The organism is Shewanella sairae, assembly GCF_023283535.1.
Taxonomy (GTDB): Bacteria; Pseudomonadota; Gammaproteobacteria; order Enterobacterales; family Shewanellaceae; genus Shewanella; species Shewanella sairae.
Genome location: NZ_JAKILT010000004.1, coordinates 116,029 through 138,478, shown reverse-complemented (window position 1 = coordinate 138,478; position 22,450 = coordinate 116,029). Strand labels below are relative to the sequence as shown.

Genomic DNA, 22,450 nt, shown 5'->3' with positions numbered 1-22,450 from the left:
TCAACCTGTTTAAAAGGTGCTTTTATGTCGATTACGAGCACCTTTTTAAATGAATAATGTTGATTGTGATGCTAGGAGGCTTTCATGTTTAAGTTAAACGAAAACTCTTTAGTTTCCGTGATATCGCCTGAATGTAATTCATGCCAAGTTACTATTATTGACAATGCACTCTCCTCACCCAACGCTGTAACCCAATATGCAAAAGAAACGGCCTATTTTAATGACGTAGGTGCTGACAACACATTCTATCCGGGTGTCCGAGACAAAATGCCACAGCCCTACTTAAGGTTTCTAACCTCTTTAATTGAAGGGTTAATCATCAAAGGCGCTTTGAAAGGCGATGTAAATACGTTAGATGTGTTTCGCAGCGAACTTTCTTTAACCACGCTAGCACCTAACGAGCTGAATCTATATCAAAAAATGCCGCATATCGACTGCTTAAATAACGATGAATATGCTGTTGTGCATTACTTTTGTTCAGAAGCTCATGGAGGAACTAGCCTATATAATTTCAAACCATTAGATCTCGTTGCTCTGACAAAAGAACACCAAGTTAAACAAATGATTGAGCAGGTAGCGGCACAGCCTAGTAATCATCAGAGCTATATTGATGGCGATACGCCATTATTTCAGCGCGTCGCACAGATCCCAGCCAAATTTAATCGCATTGCAATTTATAAAGGTAACTTATTACATAGTGCCGATCTGAGTAACCCGATAAATCAAGTTAACGATCTTGATGATGGTAGGTTGACTGTCGCGTCATTTTTTTATTTAGCGTCGTAGCTTTCATCTTCCTGTACAGGTAAAAAATGGAGTAAACGAATTAATGGAACAAGTAAAAACAGTTCATATTATCGGTGGTGGTACTTCTGGCTGGTTGTCAGCAGCAGTGTTAGCCAGTAGTTTTAAGCGGACAGGAAGAGATATTGTCGTCACACTCATAGAATCTGAAAATATACCTACTATTGGCGTCGGAGAAGGTACTTTCCCAACAATTCTGAGTACCCTTAATGATATTGGAATTTCCGAAAAGGAGTTCCTCAACCACTGCCAAGCTAGTTTTAAACAGGGCGCTATGTTTAAAAACTGGCTATATAATCCCTCTGAACAAGAGCATAGCTACTACCACCCTTTCGACCCGCCTGCTATGCCTAAAGGAATAGACCTTTCATCGTACTGGGTTGCAAAAGAACAAAAAGGACAAAACCAATTAGACTTTGCCCACAGTGTTTCAGTACAAGCAAAACTTTGTGACGAAAACTTAGCCCCAAAATCAGCTGACACGCCAGAGTATGCTTGGATGGCTAAGTACGCCTACCACCTTGATGCTGCTGAACTAGGTAAACTTTTGAAAAAGCATGCTATGGAAAAATTGGGCGTTCAGCACTTGTATGCAGATATAGATCAAGTAAAGTTAGATGATGAGGGCTATATAGAGTCAGTAGTCTCTAAAAGTGGTACAAGCTATGCTGCGGACTTTTTTGTGGATTGTACCGGCTTCTCATCCCTGTTACTTGGCCAAAGCCTTAACGTGCCATTTGTATCTAAAGCGGATTATCTTACTGTTGACTCTGCAGTGGTTTTGCAAGTTCCACACGCTACTGAGGAGTCTGATATTACAACTCATACAGTATCGACAGCACAAGAATCTGGCTGGATTTGGGACATCGCCTTACAGAGCCGACGTGGAACGGGCTATGTATATTCATCAAAGCACTCAACTAAAGATCGCGCAGAAGAAATACTCAAGCAGTACCATGGTATCGCTGATTCAGAAGCACTAGAACTAAGACATATAAAGTTTAATGTCGGGTACCGAGCCCAATCCTGGACTAAAAACTGTTGTGCAATCGGCTTTTCTAGCGGTTTTGTTGAACCTTTAGAAGCAACCGCAATTGCGATGGTCGAAGCTGGTGCAAAGTCACTCGCAGCTCGATTCCCATCAACCCGTGCGGCAATGGATGAAAGGCAAAAACAGTATAATGAAATCTTCATCTCTCGTTGGGACAACATCATCGATTTTGTGAAATTGCATTACTGCTTAAGCCAAAGAAAAGATACCAAGTTTTGGCAAGAACACACAGATGAAAAAACGATTCCTCAGTCTTTGATTGAAAAACTTAAAGCTTGGAAACTATATGGCGCAAGTGATGGCGACTTTCCGAATAAATATGATTTATTCAATATCGCAAGCTGGCAATATATTATTTATGGAATGAAATATATTCCTGAATATATAGAAAAAAGCCCTATTCCTGACAATATTGTCGATGCAGCTTTTAACTCGATTCAAGCTTTAGGTGAGAATGCCAAGGTAAAGTTGGATTCAAATAGACAATTGATACAAAAATACCGCTAAGCAAAAGGGCCATCAATTGATGGCCCTTTATTTTACCTAATTAAATTGCAGTTAAGCCATATTGCTTTATTTTGTCTATGAGCTCACGTTGCTCGGTCAGTTCTGCAGATAAATACTCAGCATGCTGTTTAACCTTAGCCTCTATCTCTGCCATTTTATCTTCCTCAACCGAGTTAAGCTGTTGAGGCCTAGTTAAAAATTTCATTCCGTACAAAACATAGAGATAATTTTCAATATCAAACACTTCATACTTAGAAGTGAAATCAGTTGATTTGGGAGAAAAATACTTCCAGCGTAATAACTTATTTCTTAAGTCTTCTGAAAGCATTTGTTCATTTTTAACATCTTGCCAGAATGCAGAATCGACTCTGTCTGATAGATAATAGTGTAGCTGAACAAAATCAATTACTTTGCTCCAAGCATAACTTACATTGTCATTGAATCGTTTAGCGAGATCAGCAAGAACCTCTCTGTCTCTTGGGAAGCGCTCTGCAAGGTGTTGGGCACAAAAGTCTGTCACAAGTATTGCTGTTGCCTCTAACGGCTCTACAAACCCTTGAGATAAGCCAATAGCAACACAGTTGTCTTGCCAAAATCTTTCTCTATAACCAACTTGCATTGGGATTTCACGTGTCGTTAATGATTCAATATCTGGCCCTACATAATGACTTAATTTCTGCAGTGCTTCTTCATACGACATATAACTAGAGGCATAAACAAAACCTACACCTCTACGATGGGGCAATGGAATATCCCAAATCCAACCCGCCTGATGCGCCACAGCTCTTGTATAAGGTTTTAAGCTTTCTTTACCATTAGTGGGAACTTGAACCGTAATAGCCCTATCTATGAGCAGTTTACTAGACTGTTCAATGAACTTAACCCCCAATTTATTACCCAATAAGTATGAACTAAAGCCACTACAGTCTATATAAAAGTCAAACTCTAACTCACCAAAGTTATCCGTAATTAACGAGCTAATTCCTCCCGTTTTATTCAACTGAACATCTGTTACGTTACAGATAACATGGGAAACATCAAAATTTTGAGTGGCATTTTCAGCGAGTAATTTAGCGAACTTTTTAGCATCGAGATGATAAGCATAGGTGGTTTGCCCTGCATATTCAGGATCAGTTATATGTTTGGGAGAAAGGTTATTTTCGCACACAGCTTCTTGAAAGCTCACCGTTTGACTGTATGTAGATGTAGCTGCTTTATTCAACCAGTAATTCGTTAAGTCTTCTCCCATTGGAAAAGGGTAATCGAACAAATGATGGTAGAAATTGTTGTCACCGTGCCTATCTTTATCTAGCCAATTTTCGAATTTAATTGATTGTTTAAATGTTGCGTCACATCTAGAGATAAACTCAGCTTCAGATATACCGAAGTGCTGTAATGTATCTCTCATCATTGGAACTGTACCTTCGCCAACCCCTATTGTCGGAATGTCTAGAGATTCAATAAGGGTAATAGATGCCGACTTGTCCCCTTTTAATGCTTTTCCTAAATGATTAGCTACTAACCAGCCTGCAGTACCGCCACCAACAATCGCTATTTTATTAATTTTCATAATCAACCTTCGAAATCAATTTGAATTGCAAGCAATAAAAAGCCCGGATAAACCGGGCTTTCATCATATCATCTATATCAGATGATAATTAGTAACGGAATTGAAGTCCTACTGAGTAACGAGCTTCACCTTGGTAAGAGTACGCTGGGTAACCATCAGATGTACGAAGGTTTACAGGTACTGTACCTTGGTCACGACCAACATGAAGCTGATCTTCCTCAAGAATGTTTGACACATCTGCAGTGATTGTGAAGTGATCTAAGAAGTCATATGTTAGACCTAAATCAAGAGTGCCGTATGGCTGTACTTCACGAGCACCATAGAATCCTGTCTCACGGATCATGTACTCACTACGCCATGTGTAAGCTGCACGTGCAGTGAAAGAATCATTCTCATAGTAACCCACTACGTTAGTAGTATGCTTAGATGAATCAGAGAAGACATCGTTACCATCAACATAATTACTTGCATCAGCAGTTGCTTCAGCAAAGGTATAGTTTAAGACACCGCCAAAACCATTACCCATGTCATGTTGTAGCTGGAATTCGATACCTTCGATTCGACCACCTTGGCCATCAACATAAGTTTCGATATCCCATGAATCTACTCCTGAACCTGGGTCTACTAAACCAATTTGCTGATCAGGTACTGAGGTGAAGGTGGTAAATGTGTTTACTTCTTTCAAGAAGTAAGTCATTGCAAGTAGGCTAGCGTCATTGTAATACCACTCAAAGCCTAAGTCAGACTGAAAAGCTTTAAATGGACTTAGGTTCGGATTACCAATTGTAACTGCTTCGTTACCTGTTGAATTATCGTTATAACCACTGATAGCACGGTTATTGAACATGTCGTTATAGTTAGGACGACTCATTACTTGCGCAGCAGATACACGAACAATAACATCTTGAGCAACATCAAAAGCAATGTTTACGCTAGGTAATACTTCGTTGTAACTACCTTCTTCAGTGTTGATGTTATTAGTGAATGCTGCGTTAATCGGAATTAGCTCAACATTACCACTGTCACCAGTTGCATAAGAACTAGCTTCAACTTCAGTGTTTACATAACGGAAACCAACATTACCGCGGAAGCCATCACCTTCAAAGTTAGCCATTAAGTAAGCAGCAATGTTAGTTTCTTCTAGCTCACCGTAGCCACTGCGATCTTGAACCCATTCACCAACATTTTCATTTGTATAAGCATAAATAGCACCAGCATTAGGTCTTGGAATAACAAAACCGTCCATACCAGCAGTCAATGTGCCATCTTGGAAATCAGAACCGTCGTAAATTAAGCTATCTGCAGCGCCATCATAGTTACTTAGCGTTGCACGTAACTGATCTTGTTCGACAGTATGTTTAGACCAACGAGCACCTGTCTTGATAGAGCTAATAGCACCGAAGTCTACATCGAATGTTAGATCTGCTTGTACATACTGCTCTTTATCTTCACGTGGTTGCTGTACAACGTTTGGCTGTAAACCTTCCCAGCTCATGTACTCACCTTTCGATGGTAGCTGGTAATCATTAGGTGCCATATCGAAGTCTACTTGATCACCAGTAGCGTCAATCGTTCCAACAGCTCCACCAACACCTGAGATATACGCTAAATTAGTTTCAATACCTGTACCGCCGGTTGCTTTTGAAGCACCGACTTCAGCTTCTAACTTATAGCTATCACCTTGATAAGCAAAATCAAAAGAAACTAATTCAGTTTTCATGGTAGCTTGGCGAGGACGAGTTTCCCAGTAAGCATTACCACCAGCGCCATTCGCATCAACCCATGCTTGATCAGTCGTACACTTAATTGGTGCACCTTGAGCATTCGTTTCACAGTTGCCTGTATCTTGTGGGATCCAAACCTGAGTGTTAACACTGTCAGCTGCTAAGTCTAAGTTCATATAATGCAGACCAAACTCTAAATCTTCAGTTGGTGCATATTGTAGAGTTACATCGGCAGCTGTACGGTCACGGTTTTGCTCGAAATGAGTTGGCGCAATACGACCTCCCCATACAGGTAGTGCTTCATTACCACGGCGTACTAAAGAATAATCTGATTTGGCCAGAGCAACTAACGCACCAAATGTTTCGTCATCATTCTTCCAGCTTACAAGACCTGAAAGGCTAGGATCTGTCTCTTCTGAAGCAGTAGAGTATGTCCCTTTAACTGAACCAAATACAGTGAAAGAATCCATATCTAATGGCTTACGAGTATTAACAACTACAGTTCCACCAATACCACCTTCAAGTAAGTCTGCTTGAGATGACTTATAAACTTCCATACCAGCAATCAGTTCTGGTGGCAGCATTGAATAGTTAAATGTACGGTCAATTGCTTGCTGTGAATACCAACCTGTAGAAGCTACATTTTGGCCATTTAACGTAGTCATTGTCAGTGCATTTGAAGCGCCACGAATCGATACAGCAGAGCCTTCACCAAACTGTTTTGAAACAGTCACACCAGGCACACGGCCTAATGCCTCTGCCACATTGTTATCTGGAAACTTACCAATGTCTTCAGCATTTACAGCATCAACAACAGCATTTGAAAAACGCTTAGAGTTGATTGAAGCTTTCATTGAAGCACGTAAACCACGAACTTCTATTTTTTCAATGTTTTCATCAGCTGTAGCTGCTGAATCCGCTTCTGCAGCAACTGCAGACATAGAAACTGCAGTCCCAAGCATTAACGCGATATTTGTTGCTAGAACACTTTTCTTAAATGTAGATGGTCGCATCTCGTTTTCCCTTCCATAACTTATTATCTTTTTTTATATCCATAACCATTCCAGAACCGGAATGACAACGCTGTCATGCCTAGTGCAAACATTACACAATTATTAACAGCTGCGCCACAACAAAATAACCAATAGCGCACTCACACCCAAATCAAGCAACATAAGTATGCTACACATTTATTAATTGTTAATTAAATACAGTAAGTTAAGCTTTGTAAAAAAATGTAACTAGCAATTAGACTTTTTTTTTACTCGATGTTTAAACGTAAAAAGTTGACCTATTCTCATTGCTAAATGGCGTAAAAGTTCGCACTATATCGTTAATTATTCGGGCTAAACGCCTGTGAAAAACGCCATTTGTTAATTTTATGTTGCACCCACTAGTAATCAAAAGTGAGTAACTAACGAGAATACGCTTAATGAAAGTCACCATAAATGATGTCGCTAAATACGCTGGCGTATCGATAAAAACAGTGTCACGAGTTACTAATAATGAACCATCTGTAAAACAGCTCACTATTGATAAAGTCAATAATGCGATTAAAGAGCTGAATTACCAGCCTAATTTAGCAGCTAGGAACTTAGCGGGAACTAAGTCTTATGTCATTGGTTTTATTTATGATAACCCCAACGCTTACTATATAATTGATATGCAAAATGGTATTTTGTCAGCCTGCAAAGATCTTGGTTATGAGTTGTTAATTCACCCTTGCAATTCAAAAGCTGACAATATATGCGAAGAGTTAACCACGTTAGTTAAACATAATCGTTTATCAGGCTTAGTGCTAACACCACCATTGTCAGAAGACCCGGTTATTTTGAATGCTCTAGATAAAATTGATGCTAGCTATGTAAGAATCATCGCAGGTGAGAAAGTAGCAACAGGTAATGGTTTAGCCGTATTGGTAAATGATAGGTCTGGCGCAATTTCAATAACCCAACATCTAATCGATCTTGGCCATAAAAATATCGCCTTTTTAAGCGGTGACTATGAGCATGCATCAACAAAAGAACGCTTAGCTGGCTATAAACAAGCCTTAGCTAATAATCAGCTAGCTATCAATGAAGATTTTATTATCAGCGGTAAATACTCTTTTGAGTCAGGTGTCGAAGGTGCTAAAAATCTATTAGACAAGAGTGTTAGACCGAGTGCAATTGTCGCTTGTAATGATGAGATTGCAGCTGGTGCATTATTTGCTGCAAGGCTTGAAGGTGTTGATATTCCATCTGAAATATCCATAGTTGGTTTCGAGGACAGCCCATTTTCTCGTCAAACCTGGCCGAAACTAACGACTGTCCACCAGCCAAATGAACAAATTGCGCAAATTGCAACGGAATTATTAATAGCAAAAAGAAAAGAGAAATCGACTCAATTAGGTAAAGTTTTCTTACCAGAACCAGTGATTAGAGATTCAACTGCGCGGCCACAAAACTAACAAAACCTTGCTAATAGCATTCTACTTTTTCGCATTACCTAATTAAGCCTAGGTAATGCGAAAAAGTGAAAGAGTTAAACAGCCTCTTCGTTCTCTTCACCTGTACGGATACGAATAACACGTTCAATATCGGTTACAAAGATTTTGCCATCACCAATCTTACCTGTTCGCGCGGTGTCTACTATCACTTCCAAAGCTTGCTCAAGTAGTTCATCTTGAATCACTAGCTCAATTTTCACTTTAGGTAAAAAATCAACCATATATTCAGCGCCGCGATAAAGTTCAGTATGTCCTTTTTGACGTCCAAAGCCTTTCACCTCTGAAACTGTCATACCAGTAATACCGATATCAGCAAGTGATTCGCGCACATCATCTAACTTGAATGGTTTAATAATGGCTTCGACTTTTTTCATTTTAAAACTCCCTAAGAACTTGCTGAAATACGCTATTTGATTGCGCAGTAGCTTATCATGCACTAGCAAAACACTGAAGCGTAAAGTGTTTATTGAGTGCTTCAAGAAACTAATCCTACCTACTAAAAATTGAACCATTATTAAAATTGTAAAATGCTAACTATACTTGGCTAAAACGAAGTTTTTCCATATTTACAGGAAGTAAATATGCGTATAACAAAAAGGAGTTTATATGTTAAAAAAGTCGGCAGGATTTACTGTGACAGAGCTTATGGTCGCTATGGTAGTCGTAACTATATTAATTTCCATCGCAACTTTATCTCTCAAATCTATTTATGCTCATGTTCGTTCCGATTCAAATATACGAACAATTCAACAATCAATTCAATTAGCTAGAAACTATGCTATTGCGTATGGGCTGAGGGTTACCGTATGCCCTTTACAAGCGCAAATATGTACTAATAATTGGCAACAAAAAATAACTGTGTTCACCGATTCATCTACATCCAATACACTAGATGGCGTAGATCAAGTTATACACACACTAGGTCCATTCAGTAAAAATGACTTTGTCACTTACAACCGAGCAGCAATTAGATTCCAACCTGAGGGCCTAGCTTCAGGAACGAACGGGACACTACGCTATTGCCCTGACGCGTTTGATAATAAATATTCACGTTCAATAATTGTTAGCCAATCAGGACGAGTACGGCTATCTACAAAACCAGTAATATGTGCCAAAAGTTAATCCTAAAAACCGACCTCTTTGGTGATTAAAATCAATCAGCGCATGCTTTAAGTTTAATCACATCGTTGACTTTGCTAGTATTGATTAGTTACCAACATCAATAACAATATAATGACAATTTGGTAAGTCAAAACTTGAGAGGTTCGTAATGCACATTAAACAACTAGGACTCACGCTTGTGGAGTTGATGGTTACCATTGCGATTGCCGCTATTATGCTGACTATGGGCGTGCCTTCATTAACTTCCATGTATGAGAGCTACCGAGCAGAAAGTAATATCCGTACAATTCAGCAAGCGATACTGTTCAGTCGAAATCATGCTCTTAGCTATGGCTCCCGTGTTACATTATGCCCCTTAAATGGCAATACTTGCAGCAATGACTGGATTAACGGAGCAAGCGTATTTATCGATAATGGCACAATAAATACAATTGATGGAACAGATCAAGTCCTGCTAGAGCTCGCTAGTTTTAACGATAATGATTTTATTGACTATGACCAAAATAGTATCACAATCGGAAATGATGGTTTTGTAAGTGGCGGCTTTAGCTCAGGAAGCTTTAACTACTGCCCTGGAAGCCAGACGAGCACCGACTCAAAGGGGCTAACATTGAGCATATCGGGGAAAGTAAAGTTTACCTCAGGCACCATAGTCTGTAACTAAGACAGCGAAATCAAATATCGTCTTTAAACAGAATTTAGCTTGAGGAAGTTACTGATTAAACTAAATCCCCCTCTCAACAACTAACGGGCTAAATTCCTATCTAATTCATTCCCTGCAGGTTTGCTAAAGTCACGATCACTCTCCACGCACTCTACAACATCTCTAATTATAGGTCGGACTCCTGGTCCAGATTTAGGTACTTTCTTCATAGGTAATCTACTCATATTCACTTTAACCCTATCCGCTGGCCACCTATAAAGCGTTATCTGCTCTCCAAAATCTGTAATAACGTAACACTTATATTCTTTCAGCTCTTTCACCGAAGCAAAAGCACCTGTAGACGTAAGTGCAATAATACCAATTATTCCCCTAATCATTACCAACACTCCTGTGGGCTGCGGCTGCCTGTTTCAGTAATCTGTATTACAGCACATTGGCTATCCCTCGAAGCTTGAGCCCCTATAGCGGTTGCCGTTGCAATAAAACTAGTTGTCCCTGTAGAGTCAATACGATAAAAACCATTCTCAACAACATACGGGTCAGCGTTTAATCCCAAATCTGTCATATCAGCAGTGTACTGCCGATTATCTAAATAATATTGTTCTTGTAAATTAGCGACATTCATTAAGCCTGCAACGCCATCTGCTCTGGCGCTTTTAGCAACATGCTGCACATAAGACGGGTAAGCAATACTTGCCAAAATCCCAATAATAGCAACCACTATCATTAACTCTATTAAACTAAATCCCTTCTGTTTCATAACCTACTCATTTATATGATAGTAAATACGATTAACACCCAAGCTTCCACCCACACACTTATTATCGCCTGGTAAACATGAGTCATTATTTCCATCAGGGTCAGGAACTTTAACCATATCATCACCCGCTTTGCCTATCCCTATAAGATACATATAAGAATCATCAGACCCATTTGGTGGTATAACTAAGTCAGGCGTATCCGGTACTCTTTCGCCAATTTCTATATATTCATGTGTATAAGAACGGGTACCTTTATGCAAGTCAAAGCCATATAACCTCCCCATACCAGAAACTAAACACTGACTAGCACTGGAGCTACCACTAGGCACATAAGATGTAAAAAATACTCGCCCCTCGATAATTGTCGATGCAGCTAAACTTTTTTCCCCCGTCGAACCGAAAGTGTAGTACCAACCTCGCTTACCTCCAAAGGTAATATTCTCCTCTTCTGTAGATGGGGGAGCACTTGTTACATTATATAAGTCAGCGAGGAGAAGTGTATCAGGTACAGGATACGCGCCAGCTCCAAATGAACGAGTAATTACATTGCGATCTTGCAGAACATAAAACATATCAGTCCGCCCTAAATCACTTGGGTGCGGTCTATGTCCAGAGCCAATAGTTACTGCGTCGTAAGGCACATTCTGATATGTTGTTGTTGTCGTTGTATTACCATCAACGGTAACACTAACCTCAGAAATATTTGTAAATACAGTTTGAGCGACCACAGGCTCAGCAAAAAAGCGCCTATCATTTGAAGTAGTATTGCCACCTAAACTTGCAAACTTATAGCCAGTCCAAGGGCTTGCCGAACTTGAAGGAGAGCCTGATGGTAAATCCATTCGCCATACATTTCCGCCGGTATCAGTGGCATATAACCTATCCGTTAATGAGTCACCATCTGAATCTAGGACTGCAACAGAATTAGGAATACTATCCACTATCCCCGGAAGGGAAGTTAAGCTACCAGCCCCCCCCGCTCCAAATGCATGCACTAAATTGCCAGTTTCAGCATCAACAATAAATACTCCCCTCCCTTGAGAGTCGTTTGTCCCAACCGACGCAGGGTCCTTATTAGATGGCTCATAACCTGCCCCGAAAATAATAACGGGTTTAGCACTAGAGGGATCAGTATTACCAATTGGCCAACCAGGTATTTTTGTTACAACAGGTTCCGCCCAAGTCTGACCTAACTCCCCCATACCTGTCGAGCTTGGATCGATCTTCCACATAAAAGTAGGCGAATCAGGGTTAGTAATATCTAAAGCATAATAAGATTTACCACCGCGTCGCATCCCTATAAACACCCAAGCCTTATCAATACCTCCATCTGCTGACTCCTCTGTATAGGCTACAGGTGATGAGTCCAAGCCGTATACGGAGTGCACACCAGTAGGTATATTTGCTTTTAACTCAGCAATATTAGGCAACAACTCATAAGGCATGAATGCCCAAGTTTCCTCTACAGAGTCCCCTAAATCCTTAAGCATGTGAAGAAAACCATGATTCGTACCTATTAACACTCGAATATCAGGAGAACTTTGGCTACCAAAGTTTAACGCTAGAGGTTTCGAGTGCAGGGGATCACCAAATATATCTTCACGTTGCTCAGTTGTATTTGAGTTATTATTATCGTCATCAACATCTTTACCTGATGCCCAACTAAAAGTGTCCTCTAATTGGCTTTTATCAACGCCCATAAATCCGGCGAGTAATGTCTCGCTCCCCGCCATATTTTGAGCATTTTCTTTGGTAAAAGACTTTAATGCTCCCCCGGAGCCAAAATTCCCATACAGCACTCTAGACGTTGTATCTTTAATGGCTAAAGCGGCGCCACCACTGCGGACATCATTGCCGTCTCCACCACCAGAGGCTGAAGCACAAACAGAATTCGGAGTCCAATAAGAGCAAGCTGATGATTTTAAGTTGCCTTCATCATCAATGGCCAATACACCATTTTTGTCAACGATATCACCGCTTCCTGTCACCTTAAATTTTTTAATATTTCCAATCCAGCGAGCTCCCTTACTTGGCAAGAACATGGCGTAATAAGCAGAGTCAAACGTTTGAGTTCTATCAAAGTTATTACTCGCGATAGAGGGAGAGGTGAAGCTAGAATTAATTTCAAGGATTTGGGAAAATACGTTAGAAAGGGCTGACTGCAGCTCAGAAGCATCGCTAGCAGCAAAATACTTCCCGCCACCAAGTTCTGCAGCTTTTTTCAAAATGGGCTCAGCACTTAATGCGCCATCACTAAAACCAATTGTAAAGGTAGTGACGAATTGCTCTCCATCTACAGAGGTATTAATATCCTCTGTATTCATAATACTGGCTAATGCCGGTAAATTACTGCCATCAACCTTATTGTCAGAATCATATCCCGTCATCCCACTTACAGTCGTATCTGCGGCGCTATCTCTAGTTGGTGCCCCATCCGTTATATAGACGACATAGGCTCGATCTGAACATTGGTTTCCAACGAATGGAGAAGTATAGTTACCATTTTTTTCTATACTCGTATCTCTTGCAGGAGATGCTCCACCGGCTTCGAGTGCAAAATGAGGAGATTTCCCCGCGAAGTATCGATAAGCCTCATATAAAGTCTCACATAGAGGCGTCCATGTTTCAGCGTTTAGATTGCCGACGGTTGTGATAAGCGCTTTTTTCTCGGTAGTATTAAGGCGCTTAATACCGGAGATGATACGACCACCATCATCACTACTACCATTATTGTAATTAAAAACTGCCAACCCAAAATCTACACTTGGAGTCGTTACAATAGTATCTTCTATTACTCTTTGCGCAATTTCTAAACGAGAGATATCCTGTTTGCTTTTCGAGCTGTGGTACCACGATACATACTTCTCAGTATAAAACGTTACTGACTTACCAATACCAAAGTTTGTCAGCAAAGCCTTATCTAAAGCAGCTTCTTGCTCAAGAGCCGTAGAGCTATTTGAAACTAACGTATAAGGGATTGGAGAAGCCGATGTACCCAAGCTATCGACCGGCAGTCCCTCATCAATACTATTCGCATTCTTATAAGTTATATTGCTCGAGTCATCAAAGTCTTCGAAACAATCAGTATGAGTAATTGTTGAGGCTAGTGAGTCAGGTAATTCAGACCAACTGCCATTTTCCCCTACGAAGCTATATTCCCGAATAAAACCTGTAAAAAAACCATAATCTTTTAAATAAGTCTTAGAGCGCTTACAACCATTTATTTTATTCAGTAAAAAGTTTGGACTCGATAACTCTGGTACACCAGTACCTTTGCTATAATAAAGCTTAGTTGACCCTTTAAGGTTTTCATCGCCTCGAGAATAAAATGTATCTGTATTCTCATCCGTCCCCATACTTCCGGAATTGTCAAAAATGATAAGAACCTGAGGACGAGAGTCTGAACGCGCAGTAGAACCAAATACATATAATTCGGTATCGTCACCAAACGTCATTCCTGATACGACTATCGCCAGCCCGGTAAAGGCGCATAATATCCGCTTAATCCTTAGCATAATTTAATTCCCTGCTCTAAACTGTTGCTCTATTCCGGTCACAACTGTCAGCTCCCCTAGATCGTTTCGACCAAAAACTGCAGTACTGGAAATATCAATCTTATTACACCCAATTTTCATACCATGCGCCTTCACAATGCGTTGGCATGCGCTACCTACAGGCTCCAAGGTATTTGTAACTCCTAGAGCAACATCATTTGTAACCATCTGGCTCGATAAATTAATTAGAGTTGTTCCCTCATTAATATCTATAACCCGATCCTGTGCACCCTGTGCAGCGGTCATAGCTTCAATTCTTTCTGAACCCGCACCAGCCATTTTAATAGACTGATTTGAATTAACAGCCAATGCGACCCCAATGACAGTCATAATGATCAAGACAATTAACGAAAAAAATAACACCATCCCTTTTTGCTTTCCCATTCTGCATCCTTAATTAACTGTCATTAAAGGGTTTTCTAATACCAAAGTCGTTGAAATAACTTTGCGCCTAAAGTTATCCCCTGGCGCAACAATAATCTTATCTCCAAGCTCATAGGTATTATTATTTGTGTATTTACTGTCATCCTCTATTGAACGGATTAACAAGAAGATTCTCAATGCAACAATCCGTTGAGTTAAGCTGTTATCCCACATTAAACTTGTTACATTTTGCACCGGCATAAAACTGTCAGCACTATTATCACCATTACTATCAAAACCATATAAAATGCGCATATTTTCAACCCCTTCTACAAGCTGTTCAAAACTTGAAGAAGTATTCATGCCACCTTTACGCAATACTCTACGCTTTAGCGTGGGTATCCCAGCTTCATCCTCAATATAGTAAATATGGTGCAAATACTCCCAATAACGACCATTAATTACGAATGGAGCAGGCTGGTCACCACTAAATAACGTACCACCCTGTACATTTGCTGCTAGGTAGTACCGATTAGCATCATTTGGCAAAGCTATTGAAGGTCCTGACAATCTTTTGATCTGCAAAACATCTGTAGCTGTTCGAGCATTGGTTAAGCATGTTAAAGACTGTGCTGACACACCGCTTTCATAACCCCACAATAATCGAAAGTTACTCGCTACTGCAGTAGGAAAGGACGCATTATTCACACCACCGCCAATACAATCATCACTTGCTGAAATGGGGACAGCATCAATATTAATATTTGTGCCTAGAGTTAATGCTGTTCCTGTTAAATCCCCCAAGAACCCCAGTTGACTTACGTCCCGCTCAATCAATGCTAGTGCTATACGTCCATTTTCCTGCAATTGATTAAACTGACTTGTCGTTGTCACATTGGCTGCAGACATAATAAACATCGTAAAAACACCAGCAGTCAAGAAGAGCCCTACACCCATTGCAACCATTAACTCAACTAGTGAAAAGCCCTTCACTTTCATATTTCTTCCTTAAATAATGACAGTTTTCACACTGTACACTCTGCGCCTATCGCTTGCAGTTCCGCAGTTTCGTACAAAAGAGTCTAGATTATTTGAAGCTCCGTCTGACAGTTCTCGAATTCCACGCCAAGTTATTACAACTGTCACATCGCCGTTTGCTAAAGCACTAACACAAGCAGAAGGGCTATCTAGTCCACCAACATTCAGAGAGTCGGCATTAACCTCTGAGAAACCGAGCATTTGTTGTTCCCATTTATACAAATCCCAAGCCAAAGTCTGCGATACACTACAAACAACACTGGCTCCTACAGTAACTTCGCAAGCTGTATTTGGGTGAGCTAAACTCCCATTATAGTTACCGGTGTACGCGATGAGTTGAGTACGATTTAACTTCATTCTATTAATAATATCTTGTGCGAAATACGAAGCCTGGCTTTGCTGAAATGACTCAAAACTTCCACGCTTTGCTACTAAATGTAAATTAAAAACACCAATAAGCCCCACCACTAATATAACTAGAGCCACTAGCACTTCTATCAAAGAAAACCCGTTTTCTCTGGATCGCATACTGTCAATCCTTCTTCTTTCGACACTTTATTGACGTTAAAAATACTGTTTTATCTTTCTAAATCGGTGGCTTATGCTAAGACAAAATAATACACCTTAACAAGCTCGCAGTCTAACGTTAGCAAATAAGTAACAGTGATTTAATTTATTATCGATATAACTTGCCGAAGATAATTGTCTAAAGCACAAAACAAACCAAGGTAAAGCACTGTTTAAAAGGAGAGATCATCAAAAAGTAAAGGCAGGATAAAGGTTTGATCTATTCAGACCCATTTTTGGCAAGCTAACTCAAGGCAATAATAGTTATTTCCTTATAAAGCTACTCAGCGCCGAGGTCGGCAACCCCAAAGACTCCGGAATGGCGATTAAATGTTTATACTGATTAGTATAAAAGCTTACTTTTCATTGCCCCCTAAAATTTAAAGCAAAAAAAAGAGACCTAAGTCTCTTTTAAAGTGTGCATTGTTTAGCCTAACTATCTAAGTTCAGCTGGAACCGCAAAAACAGTATCTTCTTTTCTGCCTTCAACTTCAGTCACCACACTCGGTGCCATATTAGCGATAGCATCAACAACCTGTTTAACCAGTACTTCAGGAGCTGAAGCGCCTGCAGTAACTGCTACACGTTGTACACCGTCAAACCAGTTCACATCAACATCATCAGCGTTATCCACTAAGAAAGCTTGTGTACCTTTTTTCTCAGCTAACTCACGCAAACGATTTGAGTTAGAGCTATTTTTAGAACCAACCACAATGAACAGTTCTGCTTGCTCAGAAACATTGCGTACCGCATCTTGACGGTTTTGCGTCGCATAACAAATGTCATCTTTACGCGGCCCTTCAATTGAAGGGTACTTGTTTTGTAGAGATGCGATTACATCCGCAGTGTCGTCCATCGACAAGGTCGTTTGGGTAACAAAGCAAAGGTTATCAGGATCTTTAACCACTAGGTTGGCGACATCTTCAGGTGACTCAACTAAGTGAACGCCCCCTTCAGGATTGTCATATTGTCCCATAGTGCCTTCAACTTCAGGGTGCCCTGCGTGACCAATCAAGATACATTCAATACCTTTACGGCTAGCACGCGTCACCTGCAGATGCACTTTAGTGACTAATGGACATGTTGCATCAAACACTTTAAGCCCGCGGGTTTTAGCCTCTTTACGGACCGCTTGCGACACACCATGAGCACTAAAAATAACAATGCTGTTGTCTGGCACTTGATCCAGCTCTTCAACAAACACTGCACCACGATCTTTTAGGTTTTGCACCACATAACGGTTATGTACCACTTCGTGGCGAACATAAATAGGTGGGGAGAACAACTCTAAAGCCCGTTCCACAATGCTAATTGCACGGTCAACGCCTGCACAAAAACCACGTGGGTTTGCCAAAAGAATATTCATAATTAAAGTACCTGTACCACTTCAAGTTCAAAAGTGAGCACTTGTCCAGCGAGCGGATGGTTCAAATCTATTGTCACAGAATCGCCAACAACATCTCTCACCATGCCAGGGATCTCGCTACCGCCTGGGCCCGCAAAACTGACAATAACACCAGGTTCAAGTGCCATGTCGGCAGGAAAACGGCTCTTATCCATATGATGCACTGCATCTGGGTTAGACTCACCAAATGTATCTGCTGGTTGCAAAGTGAAATTATGCTTATCCCCTTGTTTAAGGTTAATAATTTCAGATTCAAATGCTGGACTTAAGCTTTCATCACCAACATTAAACCGTGCAGGCTTACCGCTAGATCGCGTGCTTTCAGCGGTTGAACCATCTTCTAGTACGATATTCATGTGACATAAAATTGAATGCATCTCTGACACCTAAGTTACTCCTTTACACCATTTGCTTTTTTATCATCTTTACCCGTTATAAATGAGTCTAAAATAATTAGTGCTGCGCCGACACAAATTGCCGAGTCGGCGATATTAAATGCGGGAAAATGGCTGCTATTCCAATAAAAATGCAGAAAATCGACAACATAGCCATGTTGCAGACGATCAATAAGGTTACCTAAAGCCCCGCCTATCACTAGAGTATAAGCCAGGTTTAAACGCCACATCTTACTTGGTTGCTGGCGCAGCCAAACAGATAACAATACACTAAAGCCTACTGCAACAAAGGTAAATAACCACCGCTGCCAACCACCTGCATCACTTAAAAAACTAAATGCGGCGCCATAGTTGCGTACATAAGTAAAGTTAAACACTGGCAGTAACTGAATCGACTCGTACAGTTCAAAGCTCGATAATACCCATTGCTTAGATATCTGGTCAGCAAGAAATACCAACACAACTACCCAATACCAACGCAGACCACTGTCTTTCCAGTTAGTTGGCATTAAATGTTCCTTTTCCATAAATAGCATCAACTCGCATAATTTAAAGATGTTGATAAACAATACAAAATTAACAGACAAAAAAACAACGGCTCTATAAAAGAGCCGTTGCTATTGCGTGATTAAGCAAACTGGCGGGTTTCGCCATCGCCTTCAATGTTAGTTACACAGCGTGTACATAGCGTTGGGTGCTCAGCAACAGCACCAACATCTTCTCTGTGGTGCCAGCAACGTTCACACTTCTCAGCTTCAGACTTCTTCAGGCTAAGTTTAAGTGAAGCAAGTTCAGTCTCGATTGCATCAGATGGTGCAGATGCTAGGGCAACAACTTCAGTCTTAGAAGTTAGCAACACAAAGCGTAATTCATCACCTAAATTCTCAAGTGCTGCTTGCAAAGCTTCGTCAGCATACAAGGTCACTTCAGCTTCTAGTGAGCCACCGACTTGCTTTTCACGGCGTGCGTTTTCAATCACTTTGTTCACTTCTGCGCGAACGGCAAGTAATTGGTCCCAGTACTCATCACTTAAGTCTGACTCTAATGTCACCGACTTAAAGTCTTCATACCAAGTTTCGGTAAATACATACTCACCGCGCTCACCAGGAAGTAACTTCCAGATCTCATCAGCAGTAAAACTCAAGATTGGTGCAATCCAACGCACCATAGCTTCAGAGATAAGATACAGTGCAGACTGACAGCTACGACGCGCATTGCTGTCTTCTTTTGCAGTGTACTGTCTGTCTTTGATGATATCTAAGTAGAAGCTACCTAGCTCAACTGAACAGAACTGCATAAGCTTTTGAGTGACTAAGTGGAAGTTGTACTGGTCGTATGCTTCTAATAACTCTTGCTGCAATGCAGCAGCGCGGCGAACAACCCAGCGATCCAATGCAACCATGTCTTCAACTGCAACCATATCAGTTTCTGGGTTAAAGCCATTGATGTTAGCAAGTAGGAAACGAGCTGTATTACGAATACGGCGGTATGCGTCAGCACTGCGGTTTAGGATCTGATCGGAAACAGTCATCTCACCGCTGTAGTCTGTTGCAGCAACCCATAGACGTAAAATGTCAGCACCTAACTTATTAGTCACATGTTGCGGAGCAATAACGTTACCGACAGATTTAGACATCTTACGGCCTTGACCATCAACGGTGAAACCGTGAGTCAATACTTGCTTGTAAGGTGCTTTACCGTTCATCGCAGTCGAAATCATTAGCGACGACATAAACCAACCACGGTGTTGATCACTACCTTCAAGGTATAGATCAATTGGGTGACCATTAAATTCTGGACGTGCAGCAACCACTGACGAGAAAGTAGAACCAGAGTCATACCAAACGTCTAATGTGTCAGTCACTTTACGGTACTGGTCAGCTTCATCACCTAATAGCTCAGATGCGTCTAGATCCCACCAAGCTTGAATGCCTTGTTGTTCGATACGAGCAGCTACGCGCTCCATCAAAGACACGCTGTCAGGGTGTAATTCTTCAGTTTCACGGTGTACAAACAAGGTGATAGGTACGCCCCAAGTACGTTGACGTGAAATACACCAGTCTGGACGGTTTTCAACCATCTTCTCGATACGGCTTTGTCCCCAATCAGGGATCCACTGAGTTTGCTCAATTTCACCTAGTGCTTGCTGACGCAAACCTTTTTGATCCATAGAGATGAACCACTGTGGCGTTGCACGGAAGATAATAGGTGTTTTATGGCGCCAGCAATGTGGGTAGCTATGCTTAATCTGTACGTGATTAAGTAATGCGCCTTTCTCTTCTAATAGCTCAACTACGTTCTTGTTTGCTTTAAATACATGCAAACCAGCAAAGATTTCAGTATCAGCTTTATAAACGCCGTTGTCCCCTACAGGGTTAGCCACTTCTAAGCCGTACTTTTGACCAACCACGAAATCGTCTTGACCATGACCAGGAGCGGTATGAACCACACCAGTACCAGAATCGACTGTCACGTGATCGCCTAGAATAACTGGCACGTCGAAATCATAGAACGGGTGGTTAAAACGCAGTAGTTCTAAATCACTACCCGCAGCAGTACCCAATACTGTGTGTGATTCTGCGCCAAAACGCTCTACACATGATTCGTATAAATCTGTTGCTAATACTAATGCTTGCGCTTGGCCTTCTTTAACCATTTCAACCAAGGTGTACTCAACATTAGCACCTACAGCTAACGCGCGGTTAGCAGGTAAAGTCCAAGGTGTTGTAGTCCAGATAACCATTGAAATATTGTGCGCGTAATCACTTAAACCAAACTTTGCTAATAAAGCAGGTTTATCAACCACAGAGAAAGCAACGTCGATAGCTGGAGACATTTTGTCTTCATATTCAACTTCAGCTTCTGCTAACGCTGAACCACAATCTGTACACCAATGCACAGGCTTAACACCTTTGTGCAGGTGACCGCTATCAATCACTTTAGATAGTGAACGAACGATGTTAGCTTCAGTGCTGTAATCCATCGTTAGGTATGGGTTTTGCCAATCAGCAAATACGCCTAAACGGATAAAGTCATCACGCTGACCATCAACTTGCTTAGCCGCGTACTCACGACATTTTTGACGGAACTCTGCAGCCGTTACTTTATGACCAGGCTTACCGACTTTTTGCTCGACTTTTAACTCGATTGGTAGACCGTGACAATCCCAACCAGGAATATATGGCGCATCAAAGCCAGACATGGTCTTTGACTTAATAATAATATCTTTAAGAATTTTGTTTACTGAGTGGCCAATGTGAATATCGCCGTTCGCATATGGAGGACCATCATGCAAAATAAACGGTTTAGCATCTTTACGGCTTTCACGGATCTGTTGGTACAGTCCATTTTCGGTCCAAGATTTTAACATCTCTGGCTCACGATTAGCCAAATTACCACGCATCGGAAACTCTGTTTCCGGCAAATTCAAAGTAGATTTATAGTCGCTCATTGATCCTTTACCGTTTTGTTCGCTAAGCTGTTCAGCCTGCATCGCTACCAAGTAGGGCTTTTGCTCTATTGGCATCATCTTTAATTTGTTTTTTCAGCGCATCTAACGATCCAAATGGCTGCTCGTCTCTAATCTTTGCCACTAGTTCAACTTCTACTGCCTTCCCATACAGGTCACCATCAAAATCAAACAAGTGGACTTCTAACTGACATACCTGACCATTGACCGTTGGTCTAAAGCCAACATTAGCAACGCCTTCGTATATATCGCTATTATCCCAATACAGTTTTACTGCAAATACACCTCTTACCGGTGTGACTTTGCGCTTTAATGCAATATTAGCAGTAGGGAAACCTATTGTACGCCCTATTTTTTGCCCATGAGCGACTCTTCCACTTAATGTAAAAGGGTGCCCTAGCAACCGCCTTGCTTGTTCTAAATTACCTTTCGCAAGCAACTGCCTGATTTCTGTAGAGCTTACGCGTTTATCACCCAAAATAAAGCTTTGGGTGCTCACGACGGCAAAACCGTGTTTTTCACCCGCTTTACGTAACATATCAAAATTGCCCTGCCGATGTTTCCCAAAGCAGAAATCATCGCCGACAACCAAATATTTTACGCCTAGTGCTTTTACCAGCAGTTGTTCAATAAAGTCTTCAGCACTATAACTGGCAAACTTCTTGTTAAAGTTTACACATAATAAGCGGTTAACTTTTAACTCATCAAGCAACACGATTTTATCGCGCAACAAGCTCAGACGCGCAGGCGCATCTTCACCTTGAAATAACTCTTGTGGCTGCGGTTCAAATGTCATCACAGCCGCAGGCAAACTTAAGTGCTCAGCCTTGGCAACTAAGCGACTAATCACTTCAGCATGACCACGATGAACACCATCAAAGTTACCTATCGTTAATACGCAACCATGATGCTTAGGCAAAATATTATGAATACCGCGAATTAATTCCATTATCTTACACGACACATGA

General features: G+C 41.0%; 19 protein-coding genes. 5 read left to right on the top strand and 14 right to left on the bottom strand.

Annotated elements, in window-relative coordinates; translation table 11 throughout:
- Window positions 1-84 precede the first annotated feature (84 nt).
- Together L2748_RS02885 and L2748_RS02880 are read left to right on the top strand one after the other, a co-directional pair.
- Window positions 85-786 carry a DUF6445 family protein gene (locus L2748_RS02885; RefSeq protein ID WP_220781078.1) on the top strand — a complete coding sequence of 234 codons (702 nt, stop codon included), beginning with the start codon at window positions 85-87 and terminating at the stop codon, window positions 784-786.
- Window positions 787-829: 43 nt separating this feature from the next.
- Window positions 830-2,362, top strand: a complete 1,533-nt coding sequence (locus tag L2748_RS02880) for a tryptophan halogenase family protein (protein ID WP_248957664.1) — start codon at window positions 830-832, stop codon at window positions 2,360-2,362.
- A gap of 40 nt (window positions 2,363-2,402) precedes the next feature.
- Here L2748_RS02880 and L2748_RS02875 read toward each other — a convergent pair whose 3' ends face one another.
- A complete protein-coding gene (locus L2748_RS02875) occupies window positions 2,403-3,932 on the bottom strand; it encodes a tryptophan halogenase family protein (RefSeq protein ID WP_220781076.1) in 1,530 nt (509 codons plus the stop codon).
- A gap of 88 nt (window positions 3,933-4,020) precedes the next feature.
- Entirely contained in the window at window positions 4,021-6,669 is a 2,649-nt protein-coding gene (locus L2748_RS02870) for a TonB-dependent receptor (RefSeq protein WP_220781075.1), read from the bottom strand.
- A gap of 419 nt (window positions 6,670-7,088) precedes the next feature.
- On the opposite strand from L2748_RS02870, the gene L2748_RS02865 reads away from it, so the two are divergent.
- Window positions 7,089-8,105 (top strand): LacI family DNA-binding transcriptional regulator, encoded by a 1,017-nt coding sequence (locus L2748_RS02865; RefSeq protein WP_220781074.1) that lies wholly within the window; start codon window positions 7,089-7,091, stop codon window positions 8,103-8,105.
- 74 nt (window positions 8,106-8,179) lie between these two features.
- Here the strand turns inward: L2748_RS02865 and L2748_RS02860 are convergent, their stop codons facing one another.
- Window positions 8,180-8,518: a P-II family nitrogen regulator gene (locus L2748_RS02860; RefSeq protein ID WP_012154353.1), complete on the bottom strand. Its 339-nt coding sequence runs from the start codon at window positions 8,516-8,518 to the stop codon at window positions 8,180-8,182.
- Window positions 8,519-8,750: 232 nt separating this feature from the next.
- On the opposite strand from L2748_RS02860, the gene L2748_RS02855 reads away from it, so the two are divergent.
- Together L2748_RS02855 and L2748_RS02850 are read left to right on the top strand one after the other, a co-directional pair.
- Complete coding sequence (locus tag L2748_RS02855) at window positions 8,751-9,266, top strand: GspH/FimT family pseudopilin (RefSeq protein WP_220781073.1); 516 nt, start codon at window positions 8,751-8,753, stop codon at window positions 9,264-9,266.
- Between the two features lie 148 nt (window positions 9,267-9,414).
- Window positions 9,415-9,930, top strand: a complete 516-nt coding sequence (locus L2748_RS02850; RefSeq protein WP_220781089.1) for a GspH/FimT family pseudopilin — start codon at window positions 9,415-9,417, stop codon at window positions 9,928-9,930.
- Between the two features lie 80 nt (window positions 9,931-10,010).
- Here the strand turns inward: L2748_RS02850 and L2748_RS24600 are convergent, their stop codons facing one another.
- The 11 genes from L2748_RS24600 to ribF form a co-directional block, all read right to left on the bottom strand.
- Entirely contained in the window at window positions 10,011-10,307 is a 297-nt protein-coding gene (locus L2748_RS24600) for a TapY2 family type IVa secretion system protein (RefSeq protein WP_220781072.1), read from the bottom strand.
- Window positions 10,307-10,690 carry a type IV pilin protein gene (locus tag L2748_RS02845; RefSeq protein WP_220781071.1) on the bottom strand — a complete coding sequence of 128 codons (384 nt, stop codon included), beginning with the start codon at window positions 10,688-10,690 and terminating at the stop codon, window positions 10,307-10,309. Before L2748_RS02845 ends, L2748_RS24600 begins: the two co-directional genes overlap by 1 nt.
- 3 nt (window positions 10,691-10,693) lie before the next feature.
- Window positions 10,694-14,206: a pilus assembly protein gene (locus L2748_RS02840; protein ID WP_220781070.1), complete on the bottom strand. Its 3,513-nt coding sequence runs from the start codon at window positions 14,204-14,206 to the stop codon at window positions 10,694-10,696.
- 3 nt (window positions 14,207-14,209) lie between these two features.
- A complete protein-coding gene (locus tag L2748_RS02835; protein WP_220781069.1) occupies window positions 14,210-14,629 on the bottom strand; it encodes a pilus assembly PilX family protein in 420 nt (139 codons plus the stop codon).
- A gap of 9 nt (window positions 14,630-14,638) precedes the next feature.
- Window positions 14,639-15,607, bottom strand: a complete 969-nt coding sequence (locus L2748_RS02830) for a PilW family protein (RefSeq protein WP_220781068.1) — start codon at window positions 15,605-15,607, stop codon at window positions 14,639-14,641.
- Between the two features lie 9 nt (window positions 15,608-15,616).
- On the bottom strand, window positions 15,617-16,174 hold the full coding sequence (pilV, locus tag L2748_RS02825) for a type IV pilus modification protein PilV (RefSeq protein WP_220781067.1): 558 nt from the start codon (window positions 16,172-16,174) through the stop codon (window positions 15,617-15,619).
- Window positions 16,175-16,649: 475 nt separating this feature from the next.
- Complete coding sequence (gene ispH, locus L2748_RS02820) at window positions 16,650-17,579, bottom strand: 4-hydroxy-3-methylbut-2-enyl diphosphate reductase (RefSeq protein ID WP_220781066.1); 930 nt, start codon at window positions 17,577-17,579, stop codon at window positions 16,650-16,652.
- 2 nt (window positions 17,580-17,581) lie between these two features.
- Entirely contained in the window at window positions 17,582-17,995 is a 414-nt protein-coding gene (fkpB, locus tag L2748_RS02815; protein WP_276521514.1) for an FKBP-type peptidyl-prolyl cis-trans isomerase, read from the bottom strand.
- A gap of 14 nt (window positions 17,996-18,009) precedes the next feature.
- Window positions 18,010-18,522, bottom strand: a complete 513-nt coding sequence (lspA, locus tag L2748_RS02810; RefSeq protein ID WP_220781064.1) for a signal peptidase II — start codon at window positions 18,520-18,522, stop codon at window positions 18,010-18,012.
- A gap of 119 nt (window positions 18,523-18,641) precedes the next feature.
- Window positions 18,642-21,464: an isoleucine--tRNA ligase gene (gene ileS / locus L2748_RS02805; protein ID WP_220781088.1), complete on the bottom strand. Its 2,823-nt coding sequence runs from the start codon at window positions 21,462-21,464 to the stop codon at window positions 18,642-18,644.
- Between the two features lie 31 nt (window positions 21,465-21,495).
- Window positions 21,496-22,431, bottom strand: a complete 936-nt coding sequence (ribF, locus tag L2748_RS02800) for a bifunctional riboflavin kinase/FAD synthetase (RefSeq protein WP_220781063.1) — start codon at window positions 22,429-22,431, stop codon at window positions 21,496-21,498.
- Window positions 22,432-22,450 lie beyond the last annotated feature (19 nt).